General features: G+C 73.5%; 23 protein-coding genes. 12 read left to right on the forward strand and 11 right to left on the reverse strand.

Annotated elements, in window-relative coordinates:
* Positions 1-281: 281 nt before the first annotated feature.
* The 4 genes from ACWD4P_RS26975 (at position 282) to ACWD4P_RS26990 (ending at position 3,906) form a co-directional block, all read left to right on the forward strand.
* Positions 282-1,838 (forward strand): M1 family metallopeptidase, encoded by a 1,557-nt coding sequence (locus ACWD4P_RS26975; protein ID WP_449781367.1) that lies wholly within the window; start codon positions 282-284, stop codon positions 1,836-1,838.
* A gap of 226 nt (positions 1,839-2,064) precedes the next feature.
* Complete coding sequence (locus tag ACWD4P_RS26980) at positions 2,065-2,232, forward strand: hypothetical protein (protein WP_449781368.1); 168 nt, start codon at positions 2,065-2,067, stop codon at positions 2,230-2,232.
* Positions 2,233-2,538: 306 nt separating this feature from the next.
* A complete protein-coding gene (locus ACWD4P_RS26985; protein WP_449781369.1) occupies positions 2,539-3,042 on the forward strand; it encodes a hypothetical protein in 504 nt (167 codons plus the stop codon).
* A gap of 162 nt (positions 3,043-3,204) precedes the next feature.
* Positions 3,205-3,906, forward strand: coding sequence for a TOPRIM nucleotidyl transferase/hydrolase domain-containing protein (locus ACWD4P_RS26990; RefSeq protein ID WP_449781370.1), 702 nt, complete (start codon positions 3,205-3,207; stop codon positions 3,904-3,906).
* Here ACWD4P_RS26990 and ACWD4P_RS26995 read toward each other — a convergent pair.
* Positions 3,869-4,156 carry an antibiotic biosynthesis monooxygenase gene (locus ACWD4P_RS26995; protein ID WP_359827788.1) on the reverse strand — a complete coding sequence of 96 codons (288 nt, stop codon included), beginning with the start codon at positions 4,154-4,156 and terminating at the stop codon, positions 3,869-3,871. The two genes, ACWD4P_RS26990 and ACWD4P_RS26995, sit on opposite strands and share 38 nt — an antisense overlap.
* Positions 4,157-4,253: 97 nt before the next feature.
* Here ACWD4P_RS26995 and ACWD4P_RS27000 point away from each other — a divergent pair, with 97 nt between their 5' ends.
* Together ACWD4P_RS27000 and ACWD4P_RS27005 are read left to right on the forward strand one after the other, a co-directional pair.
* Positions 4,254-4,826 carry a TetR/AcrR family transcriptional regulator gene (locus ACWD4P_RS27000; protein ID WP_449781371.1) on the forward strand — a complete coding sequence of 191 codons (573 nt, stop codon included), beginning with the start codon at positions 4,254-4,256 and terminating at the stop codon, positions 4,824-4,826.
* A gap of 91 nt (positions 4,827-4,917) precedes the next feature.
* Entirely contained in the window at positions 4,918-5,364 is a 447-nt protein-coding gene (locus tag ACWD4P_RS27005) for a hypothetical protein (protein WP_449781372.1), read from the forward strand.
* 164 nt (positions 5,365-5,528) lie between these two features.
* Here ACWD4P_RS27005 and ACWD4P_RS27010 read toward each other — a convergent pair whose 3' ends face one another.
* Together ACWD4P_RS27010 and ACWD4P_RS27015 are read right to left on the reverse strand one after the other, a co-directional pair.
* Entirely contained in the window at positions 5,529-8,096 is a 2,568-nt protein-coding gene (locus tag ACWD4P_RS27010; RefSeq protein ID WP_449781373.1) for a collagenase, read from the reverse strand.
* Positions 8,097-8,541: 445 nt separating this feature from the next.
* Positions 8,542-9,705 carry an MFS transporter gene (locus ACWD4P_RS27015; protein WP_449781374.1) on the reverse strand — a complete coding sequence of 388 codons (1,164 nt, stop codon included), beginning with the start codon at positions 9,703-9,705 and terminating at the stop codon, positions 8,542-8,544.
* 307 nt (positions 9,706-10,012) lie between these two features.
* Here ACWD4P_RS27015 and ACWD4P_RS27020 point away from each other — a divergent pair, with 307 nt between their 5' ends.
* The 5 genes from ACWD4P_RS27020 to ACWD4P_RS27040 all read left to right on the forward strand — a co-directional run bounded on the left by ACWD4P_RS27020 (position 10,013) and on the right by ACWD4P_RS27040 (position 14,573).
* The gene (locus ACWD4P_RS27020; RefSeq protein WP_449781375.1) at positions 10,013-10,837 is read left to right on the forward strand and encodes an NAD-dependent epimerase/dehydratase family protein; all 825 of its coding nucleotides are present in this window, start codon (positions 10,013-10,015) and stop codon (positions 10,835-10,837) included.
* Between the two features lie 13 nt (positions 10,838-10,850).
* A complete protein-coding gene (locus tag ACWD4P_RS27025) occupies positions 10,851-11,918 on the forward strand; it encodes a YdcF family protein (RefSeq protein ID WP_449781376.1) in 1,068 nt (355 codons plus the stop codon).
* A gap of 10 nt (positions 11,919-11,928) precedes the next feature.
* Positions 11,929-12,609, forward strand: coding sequence for an HAD-IA family hydrolase (locus ACWD4P_RS27030; RefSeq protein WP_449781377.1), 681 nt, complete (start codon positions 11,929-11,931; stop codon positions 12,607-12,609).
* A 282-nt stretch (positions 12,610-12,891) separates the two neighbouring features.
* Positions 12,892-13,647 carry a S1 family peptidase gene (locus ACWD4P_RS27035; RefSeq protein WP_449781378.1) on the forward strand — a complete coding sequence of 252 codons (756 nt, stop codon included), beginning with the start codon at positions 12,892-12,894 and terminating at the stop codon, positions 13,645-13,647.
* A gap of 98 nt (positions 13,648-13,745) precedes the next feature.
* Complete coding sequence (locus tag ACWD4P_RS27040; protein WP_449781379.1) at positions 13,746-14,573, forward strand: alpha/beta fold hydrolase; 828 nt, start codon at positions 13,746-13,748, stop codon at positions 14,571-14,573.
* On the opposite strand, the gene ACWD4P_RS27045 is transcribed toward ACWD4P_RS27040, so the two are convergent.
* The 5 genes from ACWD4P_RS27045 to ACWD4P_RS27065 all read right to left on the reverse strand — a co-directional run bounded on the left by ACWD4P_RS27045 (position 14,496) and on the right by ACWD4P_RS27065 (position 18,044).
* Positions 14,496-14,732, reverse strand: coding sequence for an SRPBCC family protein (locus ACWD4P_RS27045; RefSeq protein ID WP_449781380.1), 237 nt, complete (start codon positions 14,730-14,732; stop codon positions 14,496-14,498). The genes ACWD4P_RS27040 and ACWD4P_RS27045 overlap by 78 nt on opposite strands.
* A 69-nt stretch (positions 14,733-14,801) precedes the next feature.
* The gene (locus tag ACWD4P_RS27050) at positions 14,802-15,266 is read right to left on the reverse strand and encodes a MarR family winged helix-turn-helix transcriptional regulator (RefSeq protein WP_449781381.1); all 465 of its coding nucleotides are present in this window, start codon (positions 15,264-15,266) and stop codon (positions 14,802-14,804) included.
* Positions 15,253-16,011: an alpha/beta fold hydrolase gene (locus tag ACWD4P_RS27055; RefSeq protein ID WP_449781382.1), complete on the reverse strand. Its 759-nt coding sequence runs from the start codon at positions 16,009-16,011 to the stop codon at positions 15,253-15,255. The genes ACWD4P_RS27050 and ACWD4P_RS27055 overlap by 14 nt, the downstream gene beginning before the upstream one ends.
* 77 nt (positions 16,012-16,088) lie before the next feature.
* Positions 16,089-17,375: an alpha/beta hydrolase family protein gene (locus tag ACWD4P_RS27060; protein ID WP_449781383.1), complete on the reverse strand. Its 1,287-nt coding sequence runs from the start codon at positions 17,373-17,375 to the stop codon at positions 16,089-16,091.
* A gap of 171 nt (positions 17,376-17,546) precedes the next feature.
* A complete protein-coding gene (locus tag ACWD4P_RS27065) occupies positions 17,547-18,044 on the reverse strand; it encodes a phosphoribosyltransferase (RefSeq protein ID WP_359827810.1) in 498 nt (165 codons plus the stop codon).
* A gap of 210 nt (positions 18,045-18,254) precedes the next feature.
* On the opposite strand from ACWD4P_RS27065, the gene ACWD4P_RS27070 reads away from it, so the two are divergent.
* Positions 18,255-18,491 carry a hypothetical protein gene (locus ACWD4P_RS27070; protein WP_359831111.1) on the forward strand — a complete coding sequence of 79 codons (237 nt, stop codon included), beginning with the start codon at positions 18,255-18,257 and terminating at the stop codon, positions 18,489-18,491.
* A 24-nt stretch (positions 18,492-18,515) separates the two neighbouring features.
* Here ACWD4P_RS27070 and ACWD4P_RS27075 read toward each other — a convergent pair whose 3' ends face one another.
* From ACWD4P_RS27075 to ACWD4P_RS27085, 3 genes are all read right to left on the reverse strand, one after another.
* Positions 18,516-20,120, reverse strand: a complete 1,605-nt coding sequence (locus tag ACWD4P_RS27075) for a sigma-70 family RNA polymerase sigma factor (RefSeq protein ID WP_449781384.1) — start codon at positions 20,118-20,120, stop codon at positions 18,516-18,518.
* 310 nt (positions 20,121-20,430) lie between these two features.
* On the reverse strand, positions 20,431-21,261 hold the full coding sequence (locus tag ACWD4P_RS27080; RefSeq protein WP_359831115.1) for a CAP domain-containing protein: 831 nt from the start codon (positions 21,259-21,261) through the stop codon (positions 20,431-20,433).
* Positions 21,262-21,544: 283 nt separating this feature from the next.
* The gene (locus ACWD4P_RS27085) at positions 21,545-22,024 is read right to left on the reverse strand and encodes an N-acetyltransferase family protein (protein WP_449781385.1); all 480 of its coding nucleotides are present in this window, start codon (positions 22,022-22,024) and stop codon (positions 21,545-21,547) included.
* Positions 22,025-22,213: the final 189 nt, after the last annotated feature.

A 22,213-nucleotide genomic window follows, 5' to 3' on the forward strand; every position in this document is an offset into this window, starting at 1 on the left:
GCGTGCGGCGTTGGGGTGCGTGCATCGCAAGGCGGAGGAGGGAGCCACTGCGGAGCATTGGCGACCGACGACAACGCGGCGAGGTGCGTGCCCCGGCGTCGCACGCCCGGCGGGAATTGTCAGACACGCCCTAGCATCCGTGGCCAGGCCCGCCCGTTCCGGCGGTCCCCGCCTCCGCTCCCGCTCCCGCCCGTGAAGTGCGGTGATCCCTCTTGCTCAGGCCCCGCTCGTCGAGGTCCCGGCCGTCCCGGCCCCGTTCCTCCCGGCCCCGCACCGGTCTCGTGCCGTCGCTCGCGCTCAGTGCGGTGCTGCTCTCCGCGAGCGTGCCGACGGCCGGCGCCGCCGACGGGCTGGGCGACCCGGTCTTCCCCTCGCTCGGGAACACCGGCTACCGGACACTCGGGTACGACCTGGCCTTCGACTACCGCGCCGACACCCGGACGGTGGACGGCACGGCCGTGCTCACCCTGCGGCCCGACCGCACGCTCGCCCGACTGGAGCTGGACGCGCTCGGGCTGGCCGTGCGCGCCGTCCGGGTCGACGGGCGGCCGGCGGGTTTCGCGACCCACGACGAGAAGCTGACGGTCACTCCGGCCGCGCCGTTCCTCCCGGGCGCCGTCACCCGGCTGACCGTCGAGTACACCGCCGACCCCCGGGCCCGGGTGCCGCACACCGGCTGGATCCCCACCCCGGACGGCTTCGCGGTGGCCGGCCAGCCGAACGGCGCGCACACCGTCTTCCCGTGCGACGACCACCCGAGCGACAAGGCCCGGTTCACCATCGCGGTGACCGCCCCCGACGCCCTCCTGGGCGTCGCCAACGGGGAGTTGACGGCCACCGAACGGCTCGGCGACGGCCGCACCACCCGCCGGTACGCCTCCCGCGAGCCGATGGCCACCGAACTGGTCCAGGTCTCCGTCGGCGACTACACCGTGCGCCGGCGCACCGGCCCGCACGGCCTGCCGCTGCGCGACGTGGTGCCGACCGCCCGCGCCGCCGAGCTGGAGCCCGCGCTCGCCCTCACCCCCGGCCAACTCGCCTGGGCCGAGGCCCACCTGGGCGCCTTCCCGTTCGAGACGTACGGGCTCCTGCCGGTCAACACCGACGATCCGGCCGCGTTCGCCTTCACCGGGCTGGAGACCCAGACGCTCACCCTGTACAAGCCGAACTTCCTGCGTCAACCCGAGCCGGCCATCGGTTCGCACATGAGGCACGAGGTCGTCCACTCCTGGTTCGGCAACAGCGTCTCCCCCGCCACCTGGTCCGACCTCTGGCTCAACGAGGGCCACGCCGAGTTCTACGAGCTGGTCTACCGCTACGAGCGCGGGTGGCCGGAGGAGGGCGACGCCACGCTGGCCGACCGGATGCACCACCTCTACGGGCTGGGCGACCAGTGGCGGCACGACTCCGGGCCGGTCGCCTCCCCCACCGCCGCGAACCTCTTCGGCGGACAGCGGTACAAGGGCGGCGCGCTGGTGCTGTTCGCGCTGCGGGAGAAGGTCGGGGCGGCGGCCTTCGAGCGGATCGAGCGCGCCTTCCTCGCCGCGCACCGGTCCGGGAACGCGACCACCGAGGACTACATGCGGACGGCCTCGGCGGTGTCCGGGCAGGACCTGCGGGGCTTCCTCGACGACTGGCTGTACGGGCTGCGGACGCCGCCGATGCCGGGGCACCCGGACTGGGTGGTCGGCCCGGTGGGCCTGGTGGGGGCGGCTCCGGGGGCGACCGCTCCCGGCGGGCCGGTTCCCGGGGGCCCGGCTTCCGGGGGCCCGGTTTCCGGGGGTGGGGCCGCAGGGGCGGGCGTGCCCGTGGTGGCGCGCGGCTCCGGGACGCCCTGACGGCGCGGCTGGGACTGCTGGTGCACGCCCGGCGCGCCGCCGTGCGTCCGGTCGCGCACCGCGCGCCCCTGACCGGCAGGGGCGGGTGGGGCCATGGTGGTTCCCACGGCCCGCCCGCCGCCCGGCAGAGCCCCGGTCGGCTCGCGGGCCGTCCAACGTCTCCGTGTGCTCCTCCGCGCCGCCCGACAGGGCGTCAGTGTCAGTGCCCACCGGTACGTTGCCGTACATGACCTCCGTGACGAGCATGACCTCCTTCCCGACGACCGTCGGACCGGCCACCGCGACCGGGCGCACCGGCGAGCTCCCCGCCCGCGGCCGCGCCGGCGCCGTCGAGGTGCTCCCCCTGTGGGCCGCCCCCTGGTCCCGGGCCGCGCAGGCCCCCGAGAAGCGCTGACTCGCACAACTGCCACCGGGGCGCGCTCCATCACGCCCAGCGGGTCTTCCGCGGCCTCCTGCCGCTGGTCGGCCCTCCCGAAGCGGCGGAAGCTCCCGGAGTCCCCGAACGCCCGGGCAGCGAGCCACCGGCCACCGTCCTGGACTCTGCTGCTCGTACGGCGTCAACGCGGCCCTGCTCAACCACCATGTCACGCTGGACGAGCTGTACAAGCGCTACACCTCGCCGCAGGTCGCCCAGCTGACCGCCGCCGAACTGATCGAGTCGGACCGCGCGTACTACGCGGCGCGCCGCCGTACGGACGCCGTGCCCGCCGTCGGCCTCGACATCGCCGCGCCGGCCGTCGCCTACGGCCGAGCCGTCGGCCTGCTCGACGAGGGGTTCGTCGAGAACCTCGAAACCGCCCCGCCCAGCCCGGAGTTGCACCGGGCCACCCGCGGCACCCGACTGATCACCGTGACGGGCGGGTCGAGCTTCCTGTCCGCCCGCACCTTCCGTCCGCTGCTGGAGGGCCGAAGGGAGCTGCCGTGGGTGGCCGCGTTCGTCCTGCGAACGGGCTCCTACCGGGACACCGCCGACGGGCTGGCCGCACTGGGCATGACCACGGAGAAGGACACCTCCCGCACCTACCGCCAGCGGCGCTTCACCGACCCCGACGAACAGCGGTACGCCCTCGCCGCGGTGTCCGCGGCCGGCGACGACCCGCGCGGCGAGGAGACCGACGGCTGCTTCCACACGGCCCTGCACCTGAGTCGGCCCGCGGCACAGGCGGCGGCCCTTCCGCTGCACGCCCTGCTGCGCGATCGGTGAGCCCGGCCCGCGGCGCGGGCTCCCGGCTCCCGGCCCCCGGCTCCCGGCTCTTCCCTCGGGGACCGCGCCCACTGTCCGGTGACCCGTCGGACGAGGCCCGTGGACCTGCCCGCGGCGGAAAGTCCGTGGCCGGACCGGCCCCGGCGGGGGCAGAATCGCCGCATGGCGGACATGCGGACGTTCCGGGAGGCGGCCATCGGCTGGGCGGCGGGGGGATCCGGCGCCACGGCGGCCGAGTCGGCCGAGCTGCTGGGCGTGCGGACGGCCGTGCTGCTGGAGGGGCCGAGCGACCTCGAGGCCGTCGAGGCGCTGGCCGCGCGCCACGGCCGGGACCTGGCCGCCGAGGGGGTTTGCGTCCTGCCGATGGGCGGGGCGATGAACGTCGGGCGGTTCGCCGGCCTGCTCGGGCCGGCGGGGCTGGGGCTGCGCCTGGCCGGGCTGTGCGACGAGAACGAACAGGGCTTCTACGAGCGGGGGCTCGAACGGGCCGGCGGGACGGCTGACGGGATCTTCGTGTGCACGGCGGACCTGGAGGACGAGCTGATCCGAACGCTGGGCGTGCCGCAGGTCGAGGAGGTCCTCCGGACCGAGGGGGACCTCCCGGCCTGGCGGACCTTCGTGCGCCAGCCCGCCCAGCGGGACCGTCCGCCGCAGCAGCGGATGCGGCGCTTCCTCGGCACGAAGTCGGGCCGCAAGATCCGCTACGGCCGCCTGCTGACCGAGGCCCTCGACCCGGAGCAGGTCCCGGCGGTGCGGACGGGACCTGCTCCGGCACCTGTGACGGGCCGGGTTCACGCCCCGGCCCGCCCGGGGTGGGCTCGCTCCCTCACCGCGACAGCAGGGTGTGCACCTCGCGGGGCCTGACCTCGCGCTCGTCGAACACGACCGCCTCGCCCGCCTCCCGGGCCACCGCGGCGAAGGCCCCCTGGAACGCCTCCTGGGCCCCGAACTCGCCGGTGGTGACGACGGCGTCGCCCCCGGGGGTGACCCAGACCTCGGCGCGCAGGAATCCCGGCTGCGCGGCCAGCACCTCGCGGACCCGGTGGCAGCGGCCGACGAACTCCTCGACGCTCTCGGGCCTCGGGTAGTGGTAGGCGACGAAACCGAACGACATGATGCTTCCCCCTTGCGTTGTACGATTGCGTATAACCAGAGGCTAGGACTGTTGTACGGCTTCGTACAACACTCGGGACCGTGAGGCGGGTCACACCATGGGCGCGTTGCGCACACCACGAGAGAAGTGGGTCGAGGAAGGCCTGCGGGCACTGGCCGCGGGCGGCGTGGACGCCGTCCGCGTCGAGGCCCTGGCCAAGTCCCTCGGTGTGACCAAGGGAGGGTTCTACGGCTACTTCGCCGACCGCGACGCCCTGCTGACGGAGATGCTGGACACCTGGGAGTGGGAGGCCACCGACGACGTCCTCGACCGGATCGAGCACCAGGTGACGGACACCCTGGACCGGGCCCGCCTCGCCGGACACCTCACCTTCTCCGACCGCCTGCGCCCCATCGACCTCGCCGTCCGCGACTGGGCCCGCCGCGACCCGGCCGTCGCCGAGCGCCTGCGCCGCGTGGACAACCGGCGCATGGAACTGCTGCGCGCGGCCATCGGCACCGTCTGCACCGACCCCGCCGAGATCGAGGCCCGCAGCCTGCTGGCCTTCTGCGTGGCCATCGGCAACCACTTCCTCGCCGCCGACCACCCCGGCCGCACCCGCGCCGAGGTCCTCGCCCGGGCCGGCGACCTCATCCTCGACCGCCCGGCCGCCCCCACCCACAAGGACTGACGGCACCCGTGACGCCACCACGGGTCCCGGTCGTCGGCGGCACCGGCTTCATCGGCCGACAGGTCGTGACCGAGCTGACCCGGCAGGGCCGATGAACCGCATCACCCGCATCGCGGTGGGCGCCGCCGGGGCCGCCGCCCTGCTCACGGCGCCCGTGCCGACCTTCGCCGCCGCGACCGGCACTGACACCGCCACGGCCACGACGTGCAAGTACAGTCTCCAGGCCGGGTTGGCGACCTACGCCTGCGCAGACGTCACCGGCAGCAGCATCGTGATCTACGGGAAGATCGGCCTTGCCGGCCCGCCCGACGGGCCGGTGTCGTGGCAGACTCTGTACACCGATCTGTCGGCCGAGGTGGTCGGCGGCAACTCGCTCGGCTCCGTGAGCGGGAGCACGCCGTTCCATTCCACCGGGATCCGGGTGGACGGCTTCACCGCCACCGCCCCGTGCGGTTCGACAGTGCGTGCGACCTTCACGGTGCAGGGAAGCGGCCCATGGGGCACTCGGCCGGTGGTGGAAGTTCCGGTGACCTGCTGACGCTTCATCGATGTGAATGCACAGCCCGGGAGTTGTCGACATCCTGGGCTCGGCCGCCGCGGCGGCCCGCATGGACCTCGTCCGCCACGGAGACCCGGATGGATGCCCTGGCTCACGCATCCCCGGGGATGCGTGAGCCAGGGCATCCGGGCCCACGCGCCGCGTCAGTACTGGGTGGTGACGGTGACGCCGCTGAAGGCGGTCTTGCCGTAGAGGGTGATGTAGCGGTAGCCGGCCGTGGTGTTGGTGACGGTCACGGTCTGGGTGGTGCCACCGTTCGTGGAGGAGGCGGCGTAGTCCGCGTTGGAGGCCCAGCGGTCCGGACTGTAGTAGAGGTAGGCGGTCCCGGTGCCGCCGGTGGTGGAGACGGTCAGCGTGGTGGTGCCGGCCGGCATGTAGATGTACATCTGGTCCGAGCTTCCGGCGTCGGCGGAGCGGCCGGTGCGGAAGCAGTTGTAGTCCAGCTTCCGGGCGTCGGGGTCGGTGCAGGCCGCGGGTGCGGCCGGCGCGGTGACGGTGACGGTCCGGGTCGCGGTGGCGGTCCTGCCGTTGCTGTCGGTGACGGTGAGGGTGACGGTGTAGGTACCGGCAGCGCGGTAGGACTTCGACGGGGAGGCCGTCGTACCGGTGGTGCCGTCGCCGAAGTTCCAGGCCCAGCCGGTGATGCTGCCCTTGCCGGCGGTCTCGGTGGAGCGGTCGGTCAGCTGAACGTTCAGGCCCCGCGTCGTGGCGTCGAAGGCCGCCTTCGGGGTGCCCGCGGTGAGGCAGGTGTCGGTGGCGCAGGTGTCGACCCACCTGGTGAAGTCGGCGTCGTAGGCGGTGCCGATGCCGTTGTAGTACGCGTAGGCGCGGGCGTAGTCGCCGGTGCGGAGGTAGCCGAGCATGGTCTGGACGACGCCCGGGTACCGCTCGATCATGTAGCGGGCGGCCAGGTAGCCCCAGTGGTAGGTCCGGACGACGTCGCTGTTCAGGTACGTGCTCTGGAGCAGGGTGCTGAGCGCGTAGGTGTGTTTGGGGGCCTGGGCGACCGCGTTGAGGTCGGTGACGCCGCGGTAGGTGTAGGAGACGTATTCGGCGACGCCCTCGATCCACCACAGGTCGGGCACGCTGGTCTGCTGGTAGAAATCGCCCTTCATGTCGTAGCGGGCGTCCAGGACGTGGGCGTACTCGTGGTTGAGGTTCCAGATCCGGGCGGTGAAGCCGTTCTCGTTCGGGTGCCGGTACATGAGGGAGACCGGCTGGTTGGCCGGGTCGCTCGGGGTCCCGGTCAGGGTGACCCCGCCGTTGTTGGTGTTCGCCTCGTACATCGCGCCGGCGTAGGTCTGGTAGTCGGCCTGGCTCGCGAAGACCACGAGCTGCACGGACGACTCGTACTGGCCGGGGATGGGGCCGTTGTCGCGGACGAGGCCGTGGAAGTACGCGTCCTCGCCCTTGAGGTCGGCGCAGACGGCGGCGAGTTCGGCCGCGGTGAGGTCCTGGGCCAGGACGGTGAGGGTGGCGTTGCAGGTCTGCCTGATCGGCAGCACGGCCTTGGTCAGCCGCTGCTTCAGGTCGCAGACGCCGTAGTAGGAGCACTGGTCCTTGTCGAAGAAGGCGGCCGTGTTGGCCGTGCCGACCCACAGCGGGGCGGTGGGGCCGGTCATCGACGAGCTGTCGAGCAGGGCCTTGGCCAGCGGGCGGATCCTGGCCTGGAACGCCGGGTACTTGACGAACCGGGTCAGCTCGATGGCGGCGTTGGAGACCAGGAAGCCGGGGTAGGTTCCGAGCAGGTCGTGGTGGGTGCGGGTGAACGCGTCGAGGGTGTCGATGATGCCCGGGTCCGCGGTCACCGCGTCGGCGAAGGACTTGCTCTCGTGGCCCCGGTCCAGCGCGCCGAGGGCGCTGTTGACGTACGTGAGCAGGTTCTTCGAGCTGTCGTACGCGCTGGTGTAGCCGTTCAGCACCTGCCGGTAGGTGTTCAGGTAGCGGCCCTGCTGACCGGCGCTGTCGGTGAGGATGATGACGTCGTTGGCGACCTGGCCGTTCGCGTCGGTGACGTCCGCGGCGTGCGGGGCGGCCAGGAAGGCGTCGATGCCGCGCGTCACGGCGGCGGTCAGCGTCGCGTCGTAGGGGCCGACGTGCGCGAGGTCCTTGTCCTGCACGTAGTAGCCCGCGCGCAGGTAGAGGACGACCTGCCAGGTGGCGGCGGAGTTGTCGCCGGGGTAGGAGGCGGCGGCGCTCTGGAAGGCGTCGGCCATCGTCGCCATCTGGCTCTGGCGGAACAGGGCCGAGGCGTACGGGCTTCCCGCGGTGTAGAACAGCGAGCCGATGCACTGGGGGGTCGAGGCCTTGACGTAGGACACCAGAGCGGCCCCGGTCCTGGCGGCGAAGTCGGCCGGGGTGCACGACTGGGTGGCGACCGGCTCCGCCGCGAGCGCGCGCGGTGCGGCCTTGGCCAGGCCCTTGTCCGGGCCGGTCTCCGCCGGCGCCGTGACGGACGGCGGGTTGACCAGCGGCAGCTGCGCGGCCGTGAGCCGGCGGGCCTGCGGCGCGCCCGGGCTCTCGGGATCGGCGAACGGACTGCCGGGAACGTCCGACGAGCTGCCGGACGGCTGTTGGGGGCTGGCGGCGACCGGTGCGGGGGTGACCGGCGTGGGGGCGGCCTGGCTCGGCGCGGCGGATATGCCGAGCAGGACGGTGCCTGCCGCGGCAGCTGCGGCCAGCAGCCTGGGCATGCCTGAGAGCGGACGCATCGTCTATTCCTTTGTGGGGGAAACGCGAACGGAGCGCCACGGACGTCGGAAGGTGGGGAGGCATCCGAAGCGCGTGACGCACCGTCTCACAGGACCGGCGGAGCTATCAATAGGGTGTGACATGTCACCTGTCGCGAATTCACCCCTGCCGAAAGAAGAAGGGCCGCGGCTCAGCGGGCGTCCAGACCGGCGCAGAAGTCACCAAGCTTCGGCACCTCGCAGCCACTACCGGCGGCGGCTCTCCGTCCCCGCAGGCACGTAGATCGCGAAGTCGCGCTGGAGTACCAGGACGCCCCGGAGTTCACTGCCGATCGAGTGACGAGGGCTCATGTCGGCAGCCAGGGCCCGCCGCCGAGAACCGTCGGCGGCGGGCCCGTCGCGTTCCACGCGCGGCCCGGCGGGGCGGTCGCGGCCGCCCGCACCGCCGGGCTCGGCACCCGTGCCGCTACCCGGCCGTCCGTCGGTCCCCGAGGCCGGTGCCGACCGGCGCGCGGCGCGCCCCGGCGGCCGTGCGGTGCACGGCGACGGCCGCGAGGACCGCGAAGGCCCCGACGAAGGCCAGCCCCCAGGGGATGGTTCGGACGTCGTAGGCGACGAACCAGCCGATCGCCGCCGGGAAGAGGATGCTGCCGGTCATCGAGGAGGAGATGACGAGTCCCACCGACCGGCGGTCCCCGCCGCGTTGGGCGAGCCAGGCGAGACCGGTGGGGAAGACCGGCCCGAGCGCCAGTCCGGCGAGCAGGTATCCGGCGACCGCGCCGTGCGGCAGTGACGCGACGGCGAGGGCGATGCTGGTCCCGGCGAGGCCCGTGATGACCAGGCTCGCCGTCGTGACCCTGCGGGCCAGGGCCACCGTGCCGAACTTCGACACCGCGGTGGCACCCCAGAAGACCGCGACGATGCCCGCCGCCACGGCCGCGGTGTGGCCCTGGCTCTGGATGTCCTTGGCGGCCCAGGCGCCGATCCCGGTCTCCAGCCCTCCGTATCCCAGGTAGAGCAGCAGGAAGCCCGCCAGCGTGTTCCTGCCGAGCCCCTTCGGCGCGTTCCCGTCAGGGCCCTCGTCTCGGGTTCTCCAGGCCGCGACCCTGGTCACCCGGAGGCAGAGGACCGCTCCGGCGGCCACCAGGAGGAACCCGTAGGGCCGGCCCCAGGTGAGGGAGGCTCCGGCCAGCAGGGGGCCGGCCACGGTGCCCAGGGCGAACACCCCGTTGAGGAGGTTCACCATCCCCACGCCGTCGTCCTGGCGGGCGAAGACGTCGTTCACCGTGAGCACGACGTTCCCCGCCCCGAATCCGGCGAGCACGCAGGCGACGAGGCCGACGGCGAGGTTCCCGGAGAGGAAGATCCCGGCGCAGCCCGCGGCGTAGACGACGGTGGCGACCGGGAGCATCCGGCGGCCGACGGACCGGACGGCCGAGGCGATCGCCATGGCCGCCAGACAGCCGGCGAAGTAGGCGGTGATCAGGTAGGGAACGTTCGCCGCACCGGAGGAGTAGCGCCTTTCGAACAACGGGAGCAGCGGTCCCGTGCTGGATTGGGAAATTCCCACGAGGAACAGGAGGAAAAGGGCCGGAAAATAGCCTTCGGCCGTTTTGATGCCTGCGCGCACTGTTGCTCCTGCCGGTCTGGGGCGGGTGGTGCGGGGGATTCCCAACGAGCCTGGTGGCGGCTGGGGAGGCGCAACGTCAAACGGGCACGTTCCGTGATGTGTATCACGGGCCGTACGGTGCCAGCGGGCATCAAATCGGATATTTCGCCCACCTCATCCGTCTGTCTTCCAGTCGAAACATCCCTTTTGGGTGACAGATCGACGGACTCGTGTCCCCTTTCCGGGTCGACCGCCGTCTGCCATAAAGATACTGCTACTACGTACTGCGATGCACTCATCCCTTTCCATGCCGAGACGGAGGAATGACATGCGCTATGCGGTGACCGGCGGCGACGGATTCATCGGCCGTTATGCCATGCGGTATCTGCGGGAACAGGGCCACGAGGCCGTTTCCGTCGACCGCAGTTCCGGTGTCGACCTGCTTGAGGACAAACTCAGGCCCACGCTCGAGGGCGTCGACGGGGTGATCCACCTCGCGGGGATCCTCGGCACCGAGGAGCTCTTCTCCTCGGTCGAGGACGCCATCGACGTCAACATCAAGGGCACCTACCGCGTGCTGGAGGCGTGCCGCGCGAACGGTGCGAGGTTCGTCGGCATCACCATGCCGCAGGTGTGGCAGAACGTCTACCAGACCACCAAGCAGTGCGCACAGAACCTCTCCTACGCCTGGCACGCCAACTTCGACGTCCCGGTCAGCCACGTGCGCGCCTTCAACGCCTTCGGTGAGGGACAGAAGCACTACGGGGTGCAGAAGATCGTGCCCACCTTCGCCGTGCGGGCGTGGAGCGGCCGGCCGATCCCGGTCTGGGGCGACGGCGAGCAGACCGTCGACCTGGTGTACTCGGCGGACCTCGGGCGGATGCTCGTCGAGGCGCTCGGCTTCGGCGACCGCGAGGTCTTCGACGGCGGCACCGGCGTCTCCTTCACGGTGAACGAGGTCGCCCGGATGGTCCTGGAGGTGACGGGGTCCAAGGCCGGCATCGAGTACCTTCCGATGCGCAAGGGCGAGACCCGGAGCGCCGACCTGGTCGCGAAGGGCGAGGGCTGGGACGCACTGGGCTGGCACCCGGAGTTCAGGGCCTCGGACCTGGAGCAGACGGTCGTGCACTACCGTCAGTTCGCCGACTCCTGAGCCTGGGGGCACCGTGGACCCACTGTTCGAAGCCGTGGAGCGGACCCTGCCGTTCTGCGCGCCGGACGACCGGCGGGCCCGTCTCGCGGTCCAGGTGACCGTGACCGGCGGCGGACCCCCCGACCGTACGGCCTACCGCACGGACTTCGGACTGGTCTTCGGCGCCGACGACCTGCTGGGCCACTGGTGGGGCGACTCCCCCGCCACCCGGCTCCGGATCCGGCTGCCGGCCGACCTGCTGACGCGCTTCCGCGGGGGCACCGTCACCGTCACCGGCACCTCCCTGACCATGTCGGGCGGGGTGGGGCTCTCGGTCGACTGGTCCGAGCTGACGGACCTGCGGACCCGCGCGGACGGGCCGCTCTTCCGGGAGTACCTGGCGGCACTGGACCAGCACCCCGCCGGGCCCCCACCCGCAGCCCCACCCGCGTCGCCCGCGCCCGTCGCCGCCGTCGCCGGGCAGCAGGCCCCGCCGGCCCCGCAGGCCCCACCGAGGGGGAACGGGCGGCGGGCCGTGGTCGTCCTCGCGGCGCCCAACGACGCCGACGGCGTGCTGACCGGCATCGCCCGGACCCGCACCCGCCGCGCCGTGGAACTGCTGGACGCCCCCGGGACGCACCTGGTCCTGACCGGGGGCTTCGGCGCGCAGTTCAACACCACGGACCAGCCGCACTGGCGGCACTGCGCCGCCTGGTTGGCCGCACGGCCCGGCGGGCGGCCCCCCGTCCTCGCCTGCCTGGAGACCCGTCACAGTTACGACGACGTCCTGTTCACCCGCGAACTGGCGCGGCACCACGGCCTGGACGAGGTCCTGCTGGTGACCTCCGACTACCACGCGCCCCGGATCCGGTACATCGCGAGCCTCGCGGCACTCCCCTGCCGGGTCGTCGAGGTGTCCCACCCGGACCTCCCGCCCGAGGAGTCGGCGCGGCTCGGGCGGCACGACGCGGGCGCGCTCGGCAGGACGATCGCCTCGACGCTCCTCTTCGGGCGCGACCGGCTCCCGCTGCCGCTGCGGCGGGCGGAGACCGGCGGTCCCGCAGAGGTCTGGCGCCTCGACACCACCGGTACGGAAGGATGAGTGACACCGCATGAGCACGATCGCCTGCGAGCGCGTGCTGTTCGACCTCGACGGCGTGTTGGTCGACTCACTGCCGCTCATCGAGCGGATCCTGCGGGCCTGGGCCGTGGGACACGGCCTGGACGACGACGAGGCGGTGGCCAGGTCGTACGGGCGGCGGGACATCGACCTGATCGCCCTGGTCGCCCCGCACCTGGACGCCGCGCACGAGGCGCGCGTCATCGCCGGGCTGGAGGAGCACGACTTCGAGGGGATCCGGGCCGTCCCCGGCGCCCCGGCCCTGCTGGCCTCGCTGCCGCCCGGCCGCTGGGGCATCGTCACCTCGGGGACGCGGGAGGTCGCCCGGGGGCGGCTGGCCGCGGCCGGGCTGCCGGAGCCGGACGTCCTGCTCGCCGCCGAGGACTTCGAGCGGGGCAAGCCGGACCCGGAGGGCTACCTCAAGGGCGCGGCGGCGCTGGGTGCTCCGGCCGCGGCGTGCGTGGTCTTCGAGGACGCCAGGGCCGGGGTCGAAGCGGCCCTGGCGGCCGGGATGCGCTGCGTCGGCCTGGGCGACGGCCTGTCCGACCTGCCTCCCGGGGTGCTCGCGGCGTCGGTGACGGACCTGACCGAGGTCCGGGCCGAGGTGTCCGAGCAGGGGGTGCTGCTGCACGCGCTCGGTGCGGGGTCGGCCCCGAACCGCCGGCCGCGCTGACCGCCCGGAAGCCCCCGTACGGGACCGGCCAAGCGCGGCGCCGCTCGCCCGCCCGTCCCGTCGCGGCGTTCCAGGGGGCATGGAACGCGCAGGTCAGAGCGGGTTTCACCGTTCCAGCGTCCCGGATCGCCGGGCAGCCCTGGCGCGCGGGACGGATTCCGGGACAGTCTTCGGTCCGGCGGCGACCGGCACCGGGCCGGGCCGCCGGCCGCCCGGTCACCGGGCGCCGCCGCGGCGGCGGACACCCCGCCGCGGACCACTCGACCCAGAAGGATCCCTGCCGTGCGCACCACGAACCGACGCCCGATCGCCGTCCTGCTGGGAGCCGTCGGCCTGCTGGCCGCCGGGGCCGCCCCCGCCGCCGCCGTCCACGGCGGATCGGACACCACGACCAAGGCCCACCCGTTCGTCGTGGCCCTGGAGACCGCCACGGGCGAGCAGTGGTGCACCGGCGCGCTGATCGCGCCGACCAAGGTGCTCACCGCCGGCCACTGCGTGGCCGAGTCGGACGACCCGGGCTCGCTGCGGGTGATCGCCGGACGGACCGACCTGACCGGATCCGGCGGCCAGGTCCGCCGGGTGAAGGGCTACCGGGTGGATCCGCGCTACACCTCCGCCCTGGACCACGACTCCGCCGTCATCACCCTGGACCGTCCGCTGCCGCAGGCACCGGTGCGGGTGGCCCGGAAGGGGGACGCGGCGCTCTACCGGTACGGCCGCACGGCCACGGCGCTGGGCTTCGGTCGCACCGGCTCGGACGGGCCCGGCACCCACCTCAAGAAGGCGCAGCTGACGCTGGCTCCGCCGGCCTCGTGCGACCCGTACACCTCGCCCGGCGACTCGCCGCTGCTCAAGGTCTGCGCCCTGCCGCGGACCGGCACGACGGACAGCATCTGCAAGGGCGACTCGGGCGGGCCGCTGGTGGCCGACGGCGTGGTCATCGGGGTGGTCTCCACCGGGAACAAGTACTGCGACACCCAGCTCCCGATCTCGGTGTACACCCGGGCCACCGACATCCCCGCGCAGCTGCTGTCCTGACCGGACGCCGTACCGGGCTCCGTCCCGCCCACCGGTGCGGGGCGGGACGGGGCTAGTCTCCCGGGAGTCGGTGTTCCTCGACTCCGGGAGAGCGGACCATGGATGTGCACGTGACCGTGTGGGACGACCGCGATCGGGCCGGAACTGGCGGGGCCCCGACGGCCCCCGCCGCCCCGGCCGTCTTCGTCCACACCATCTTCACCTGGGGAAGCGACCCGGCGTACGGGTTCGCCGGGCAGCGGCCCCTCGCGGACGGCCGACGGCTCCTCCTGATGGACCGGCGGGGCTACGGCGACAGCCCGGACACCGCGCGCAGCGACTTCGACGTCGACGCCGGTGACGTCGTGGAGGTCCTCGGTGACGCGACCGCCACCGCGGGGCTCGGCGGAGCCCATCTCGTGGGGCACGGGAACGGCGCCGTCTCCGCGCTCATCGCCGCCGCGCGCCGACCCGACCTGGTCCGCTCCCTCGCCCTCGTCCAGCCCTCCGCCTTCACCGCCGCCGCGCGCCATCCGGTCGTCGCCGCCCTCCTCGACCGGGTGCGCGACGGCGCTCCGGGGGCCCTGGACGGCGTCACGCCGGAGCAGTACCTGCGGGCGTCCACCGAGGGGTTGGGGATGGACATGCCCGAGCCCACGCCGCGCCGGCTCCGCGCCGTCGCCACCTCCATGGGAGAGCGGCCGGTCTGGGAGGCGGAGATCCCGCTGGAGCCGATCCTGGACGCGGCCCTGCCGGTCCTGGTGATCTGCGGGACCTGGGAACGCGCGCCGGCCGCGTACCGGGAGCACGTGGGACTCCCCCTCATGGCCGTGGCCGAGTCCCTCGCGGACTCCCTCGGCGGCCGCCTCCTACGGGTGCCCGGGTACTACCCGCACACCCAGGAGCCGGCCGCCGTCAACGCCGCCCTGCGGGAGTTCTGGGCCTGACCCAGTTCCGCAGGTCGTTCCGACGCCGATCGGCCCCGGGGAGGTCTGCTCGGTGCGGTCGAGCGCGTAGTTCCAGCGCGGGAGGTTCTCGGGCCGCGCGAGGTAGGCGAAGACCTCGCCGACGGGCGCGTGGATGGTCAGGGTGTTCTCGAATCGCATGGTCGGTCCTTGGTCCGGCGCGCGGCCGCCGGCTCCCGTGCGGTGGTGGCGTTGGTCGAGGCTGTGGCCTCAATCGAGGTCGAGGCGTTTGTTGAGGGCCTCGCCCGAGGGTAGGGGGTCGATGAAGTTGTGGAGGAACGCGAGCATCGAGTCGACCTCCAGGCCCTCGCAGGCGGCGTCCATCGCGGCGTAGAGGAACTCCTCGATGCCGGCCACCTCGGAGGCCAGGCGTACGCCCTCGGGGGTGAGGCTGAGATGGACGTAGCGGCGGTCCTCGGCGTCGGTGCGGCGCTCGACCAGCCCCGCGGCGACGACGCGGTCGACCAGCCGGCTGGGGTTGGTGCCGCTCTCGCACACCAGGAGCTGGCCGAGCCCGCTCAGGCTCAAGGTGCCGTGCTGCTGGAGCAGGCGCAGCACCTCGGCCTGGGACGGGGTGATGCCGTGGGGCTTGAGGGCCTGGATCAGGAGCCGGTTGCCCTCGCGCTGGGCCGCCAGGATCGCGAACCGCAGGTGTTCGGCCTTACGCACCGGCACCCGCCCGGAATCCGGGGAGGACGGCGGCGAGGAAGTCCTCGACCGCGCCGGCGTAGGTGGCCGGGTGGGAGAAGCGGAACATGTGGCCGGTGCGCGGCAGGACGACCTCCCGGGCGTCGGGGATGCCGTCGAGCATGATCTTGGCGGCGTCCTCGCCGATCAGCACGTCGTGCGAGGGCGACAGGATCAAGGTCGGGACCCGGACCCGGCCGAGCGCGTCGACGTAGTCGGCGGTGAGGACGGCCCGCACGCGCGCGCCGAAGGACGCGGCCGGGGTGTTGGCGAGGAACAGTTCGCGGCTGCGCTCCTCGCTCCAGGGCACCTGCCCCTCGCCGTCGAACGGGGAGGCGAGTCGGTGGGCGTGGGCCCGCAGCGTCAGCTGCCGGTAGAGCGGGCCGCGGGCCTTGCCGATCACCCGCATCAGGGCCTTCCACGGCTTCGAGGTGACCGGGTTGGCCGCGAAGCCGCCGGACAGGACGAGGGCACGCAGGCCTTGCGGGCGGCGGGTGGCGAGCGCCAGCGCGATGTTCGCGCCGAAGGAGTCGCCGATCAGCACCCAGTCGTCCAGGTCCGCGACCACCTCCTCCACGTGGTCGGCGTAGCGCTCCATGTCGTCGACGCCTTCGGGCAGGCGCAGCGTCCGCCGGGGCGCGTCGCCGTAGGGGGCGAGCTGCTCGGCGCTCCACGGAGCGCCGGAGAAGCACGGCACGAAGACCAGGGTCGGATTCTTCTCCAAAGCGTTCATATCGGACACGTTACACAACACATGTGTCGTGACACAAGTAATCCGGGTCACAGGGGAGCGCTCCGGTCCGGTCCCGCTCACCGCTCGTGGACGACCTCGGGGAAGCTCGGCGAGGGGCCGTCCAGGAGGTGGTCGTCGTGGCCGCGCAGCCAGCGGTCGAGGAACGACGCGACGTACGAGCGGGTGGCCGCCACCGCACGGTCCGGGCGGACGTCGCCGAGGTCGTCGGTCAGCGTCTCCGCGCCGATCGCGCCCTGGCGGGCGAGCTGGGGCAGCAGGGACTGGGCGTCGGTGTAGGAACCGTGGCGGGAGCCGGTGAGGGTCACGTCGGCGTGCCAGCCGGTGCTGTGCCGCCACAGGGCGTCCCAGCCGGGCTGCCGGTGGTAGCTGCCGGAGTCGTCGGCCCCGGTGCCCATCAGCAGGAAGGGCCGGGTCAGACCGTCCTCGGCGGCGCTGGTCGGGAAGACGCCGGTCCTCCCGTCCGGGCCGGGGAAGTGCAGCTGGCCGTCCATGTTGACGCCGGCCTTGACGCGCGGGTCGTCGTGCATGGTCTGGAGGGCCGTGGAGCCTCCCCCGGAGTGGCCGACCATGCCGATCCGGTCGAGGTCGAGCGAGGCGGCGAGGCCGACCGGCAGCCGCTCGTCGTCGCGCAGCCCGGCGAGCCGGTCCAGGACGAAGCGGGTGTCGTCGACCCTGGCCTGCAGCGTCTTGCGCAGCAGGGCTCCCATGTCGGCGCCGGGCCGGGCCATCAGCGCGGGCAGGACGGAGGTGGCGAGGTCCCCGTCGGGGAAGGCGACCTCGGAGGCGTCGTAGGTGTGGTCGACGGTGACGACGGTGTAGCCGCGCGAGGCGAGGTCCTCCACCAGGCCGGTGCCCCAGGTGCGCGGGTCGCCGAAGCCCGCCGAGTACAGCACGACGGGCCGCTTGCCGCCGGGCAGCCCGGGCGCGCCGGCCCGGGCGTGGGTGCGGATGCCCGCCCAGTCGGTGCGGCCGGGCTCGAACCCGTGGGCGCTCTGGGCGGCGCTCCCGGCACTGCCGAAGTGCTCGGCGGCGGCGGGGAGCATGTACGGCGCGCGGTCGTCGCCGGTGGCGGGCCGGGTGGTCGGGTACCAGAGGCTGATCATCAGCCTGCGGGGCTGCCCCGGCTTCCAGGGATCGTCCCGGCGGTCGTCCGTCAGCTGCAGGGACGTCGTGCCGACCGGGTACGGCCCGGTGGGCCGTGGCAGCCAGGCCCTGGCCTGCTGCCCGGTGCCCCGCTCCGGCGCCGCCACCGCGCCCGGTGCGCCGACCCCGCCCGCCGTCGCCGTCGCTGTCGCTGTCGCCGCCAGCAGCACCGCCGCCACGGCCCGTCCCCGCCTGTTCATCGCCGTTCCTCCTCGTGGGTTCCGTCTCGCTCCGAACAGGGGCGAAGGTACGGACGAGGAGGGGCGGAGACCGTCACACCCGGGTATCAAGTCCCCCGTGATACCCGGGTATGACGGTCTCCGGCGCCACGGGTACGGGAGGTACGGGCCGGAGGGAGCGTCGTTGTCCGGTCAGGCGTCGAGCACCTGGCCGTCACGCCTGACGACCGGTCCTTCCGCCGACCACGGGAAGTCGATCCAGTCGTCGGTGCGCTTCCACACGTACTCGCACTTCACCAGGGAGTGCGACTTCTCGTAGATGACGGCGGAGCGGACCTCGGCGACGTGGTCGAGGCAGAAGTCGTGCACGAGCCTCAGGGTCTTGCCCGTGTCGGCGACGTCGTCGGTGATCAGGACCTTCTTGTCGGTGAAGTCGATCGCGGCGGGAACGGGCGCCAGCATGATCGGCATGTCGAGGGTGGTGCCCACACCCGTGTAGAACTCGACGTTCACCAGGTGGATGTTCTTGCAGTCCAGCGCGTACGCCAGGCCGCCCGCCACGAACACGCCGCCGCGGGCGATGCTCAGGACGAGGTCGGGTTCGTATCCGTCGTCGGCGATCGTCTGCGCGAGTTCGCGCACCGCTCGTCCGAAGGTCTGGTAGTCCAGGGTTTCACGCACGTCAGTCACGGCGATCAGTGTCCACGGCCGCCGGCCGGGCGGCGAGCACCGGCACGCTCAGGACCCCGGAGTGTGGCGTTTCCCACCCCGGCCGCGCGCACCGTGCCGGGGCCGGTCCCGTGGCCGGCGCCGTTCGCGGCGGCGAGGCGGGGCGGGGCGGCGGGGGCGGCCGGGCGCGGTGGGCCGTAACCCTTCCGGCGCAGCGTCGTTGGACCGGCCATGAAGAAGCGCAGCATGCTCGCCGTCGCCTCGCTCGCCGTTGGCGTCGTGGCCTCCCTCACCGCGCCGAGTGCGCATGCCAGTGCCCTGGGCGGGCAGGAGGGGCTGCCCGGGCCGCTGAGCAGCGCTCCGGACGTGGCGCCCGGGCAGGTCGGTGACGCGGGCGGCGTCCTCGGGGAGGCCACCGGCTACGTGACCGGCTCGGCGAACGGACTGGTGGCGGCCACGCCCGCGTAGTCCCGTCCGGCGGCTCGGGACGGCTCAGGACAGCGGGGCTCCGAGGTCCTGGGTCCAGTACGGGGTGCCGGCGGAGCTGGTGGCGAAGCCGACGCCGATGTCCTTGAACCCGCAGTCGAGCATGTTGGACTGGTGGATTCCGCCGTCCATCCAGCGGGCGAAGACGGCGGCCGGAGTGGTCGGCCCCCGGTCGAGGTTCTCGCCCCACTGGGACCAGCGGTAACCGGCGGCGGTGATCCGGGCCTCGGTTCGGACGCCGTCCGGGTTGACGTGGTCGAAGAAGGCGCGGGTGGCCATGTCGTCCGCGTGCTTCTGGGCCGAGCCGTGCAGCCGGGGATCGATCCGCAGCGGGGCGCAACCGGCCTTGGCACGTTCGGCGTTGACCAGGTCGACCAGCTGGCGCTCCGGGTTGCCCTGCGGTGTCGCGGAGGCGGAACGGATCGCGGTCGGCGTCGGTGTGGGCGCCGCCGTCGCCGTCGGGGTCTCCGTAGGTGCCGGGGTCTCGCCGGGTGTCGGGGTCGGCGTCGGGGTGACGGCAACGGGTGCGGCGGCCGCAGCGGTTGCGTCCAGGGCCGCGGCCGGGGCGGTCGGCTCCGGTGCCGCCCCCTGCGACGGCCCGTCGGTCTGCGGCCAGACCAGGGCGAGGGTGGTCACGGCGACGGCCGCGGCGGCGCCGCTCACCAGGACGGCCTTGCGGGCCGCGGTGCCGGCCCAACCGCCGTGCCCTGCCGCTCCCGCGTGCGCGCCACCGGCATGGGCCCCGGCACCCGATCCCGCTCCGGAGCCCGCTCCGGCGGCGGCGGTCGAGGAGGCGACGGCGGCCGCGGTGTGCTGGAAGTGCAGCAGCACGGGCGAGCCGAGCGGGATCGGCACCAGGGCGAGGCCCGCCAGCAGCCCCTCGGCCGGGAACAGGTCCCGACCGAGACCGCCGCAGTCGGCGCAGTCACGGATGTGACGGGCGATGCGCTTGCGCCAGACCGAGTTCGGGGTGCCGTCGAAACCCGCGGTGAGCTCGGTCAGCCCGGGGCAGCGGGGGTACGCGCAGAGCGCGCGGACGACGACACGGCCCGCTTCGAGCTGCTTCTTCATCCGCTGCACGCGCACGGCGGTGTGCTGGGGGCTCAGGTCGAGGGCCTCGGCCAGCTCGGCGCGGGTCAGTTCGCCGACGGCCTCCAGCCACCAGAGGGCGAGCAGTTCGCGGTCGTCGGGGTCCAGCCAGCGGGTGGCCTCGGCCACCTCGCGGCGCTGGCCCGACAGGCCGAGGCGCAGGATGGTGAGATCGGTGAAGTCGGCACGCGGGTCGGCGACCTCCCAAGTCTCGTCCAGGCCTCCGACGGTCGGCTGCTGCTGGCCGGCGGCGTGCCGGCGCCGCACCTGGTTCATGGTGATGGCGACCAGCCAGGACCGGAAGGACTCCGGGTCGCGGAGCCCGTCCAGGCCGTCAAGGGCCCGGATCATGGTCTCCTGCGCCACGTCGTCCACGTCGGCGTGGCCGCCGAGGGCGCGGCCGGCCACGTTGTAGACGAGCGGCAGCCAGGCGGCGACCAGCGCCTCCTGGGCCTGCCGGTCACCTGCCTGCGCCGCGAGCACCAGGCTGGTCCCGGTCCTGTTCTGCACATCAGCGTTCATGGTCCGCACTCCGTCTTGCCGTGTTTCCGTCCGCCGCTGCCTCCTCGGAGACCTTTGGGGAGTGATCAGATAACAACAATGTGCACGGAATCGGAAAATCGGGCCGGACCGGTCGGTCCGGCCCGGTAGTGGGAACGGGCCGGACCACGAGCGGTCAGGTACGGAAACGCGCGGTCAGGTGCGGAAACGGGCGGGCGCGGGGCGGGCGCGGTTCACCTCGGACGCGGTTCACCCGAAGACGGACTCACGGCGGGCTCGTGGCCGGTACGCGGCCGACTCGCGGCCGCTCGACAGCCGCTCGACGGCCGGCTCACGCCGGGGCGGCGAACACCTGGGTCCACCACGGGCCGTTGGCGCCGGTCCGCACGCCCACTCCGAGCTGCTTGAACGAGCAGTTCAGGATGTTGGCCCGGTGGCCGGGGCTGTTCATCCACGACTCCATCACGGCGGCCGGGTCCTTCTGCCCGCGGGCGATGTTCTCGCCCCAGGTGCTCCAGCTGTAGCCGGCCGCCTCGATCCGGTGGTCGGCGTGGTCGCCCTCGGGGCTGGCGTGGTCGAAGTAGTTGCGGTCCGCCATGTCGTCGCTGTGCGACTGGGCCGCGCTCGCCAGCCGGGGCTCGGCGCTGACCGGTCCGCAGCCCGCCTTGGCACGCTCGGCGTTGACCAGGTTCACGACCTGCTGGGCGTCCGACGGGGACGCGCCCCCGCCCGCAGGCTGGGCGGCGGCCCGCTTGGCGGCGGTCTGGGCCGGAGCGGTGGTGCGGGTGGGGGGCGGAGTCGCCTTGGCCGCGGCGGCCGTGGGGGTGGGAGCGGCGCTCGGGGAGGCGAAGGCCGAAGCCGTCGGGGCGGCCGGCGCGGTGGTGGCCGGGGCCGGCGCGGCCGGGGTGCTCGGGGCGGCCGTCGGACCGGCGGTGGCGGTGGTGGCGGCGGCCCCCGGCTGGACGTCCGGGTTGGTCCCCCCGGCGCCGGGCACCTGGATGCCCTCGTGGGTACCCAGCTCCGCGGCGATCAGCATGTCGGCGGCCAGCGACTGGCCCGCGATGTCACGGTCGGTCTGCTTGCCGCCGAACGCCGCGTAGCCCGCGCCCGCCAGCGCGGCGATCAGCCCGGTGCCGGCCACGGCCGCGACGACGGCGGTCACCGGGACGATCCCGCCGCGCCGCCGTCCGCGCCGGCCCCGACCGGTGTGCCGCTCGGCAGCCCGCCGCGCCGCCCGGCCGCCGGAGCGGCCCCGGGTTCCGCTCCCGCTGTCGCTTCCGGCACCGCCCCCGCTCGCCGGGAGGATGGTCGTCCTGTCGTCGCTGTTCACGTGGCCACGCTTTCTGTTCCGGGTCGACTGGTCGGGTGCCGACACTGGGGAGACCTCCCGGCGGGGCGCCGATAACAGAAATTCCGAACGAATGTCCGGCGGTCGGCCCGCGGGCTCAGCCGACCGGTGCCTCCGGAGCCATGTCGTAGGTGATGAACCTGGTCCGGGTGGCGACCTGGTCGTACTTGCCACGGGCCCGGTAATTGTCCTCGGAGGTGATCCAGCGGACGGTGACCCACCCACGTTCCGCCGCGATTTCCCGCAGCCGGCCCAACAGCGCGTCCACCGCTCCGCCACCGCGGACCTCCGGCGCCACGAACAGATCGTCCAGGAAGCACCCGACCGCCCCGTGCAGCGGACGCGCGAACGGCCGGTAGTGCGCCAGGCCGACCGGCCGGCCGTCCCCGTCCCGCGCCAGCAGCCCCGCGAGCTCGTGCCCCGGGTCCATCAGCCAGGACCACACCAGCTCGGCCTTCTCCTCCGGGATCGCCACCCGGTAGAACTCGCAGTACCCACGGAAGAGTTCACGCCAGGCGGCGTAGTCACCGGCCTCGGGCGCGCCGATCGTCCAGTCGGTCGTGGGGGTGTCGCTCATCTCGGTCTCCATCACTCGGGCGGCAGTGCGAGCCCCCAGCATGACGCCCCGTCGGTCCTCCCCTGATCACCGCCCCGGCCAAGACCGCCCGCCCGCTGTGCCACTCCGGCGCCTTGCGGAGCGCCCCGCCCCTGCGGTCGCGCGAGGCGGCCGGCCGGACCCGACGGGCGGCGCTTCGCCTCCCTGACG

Source organism: Kitasatospora sp. NPDC002543 (assembly GCF_053594915.1).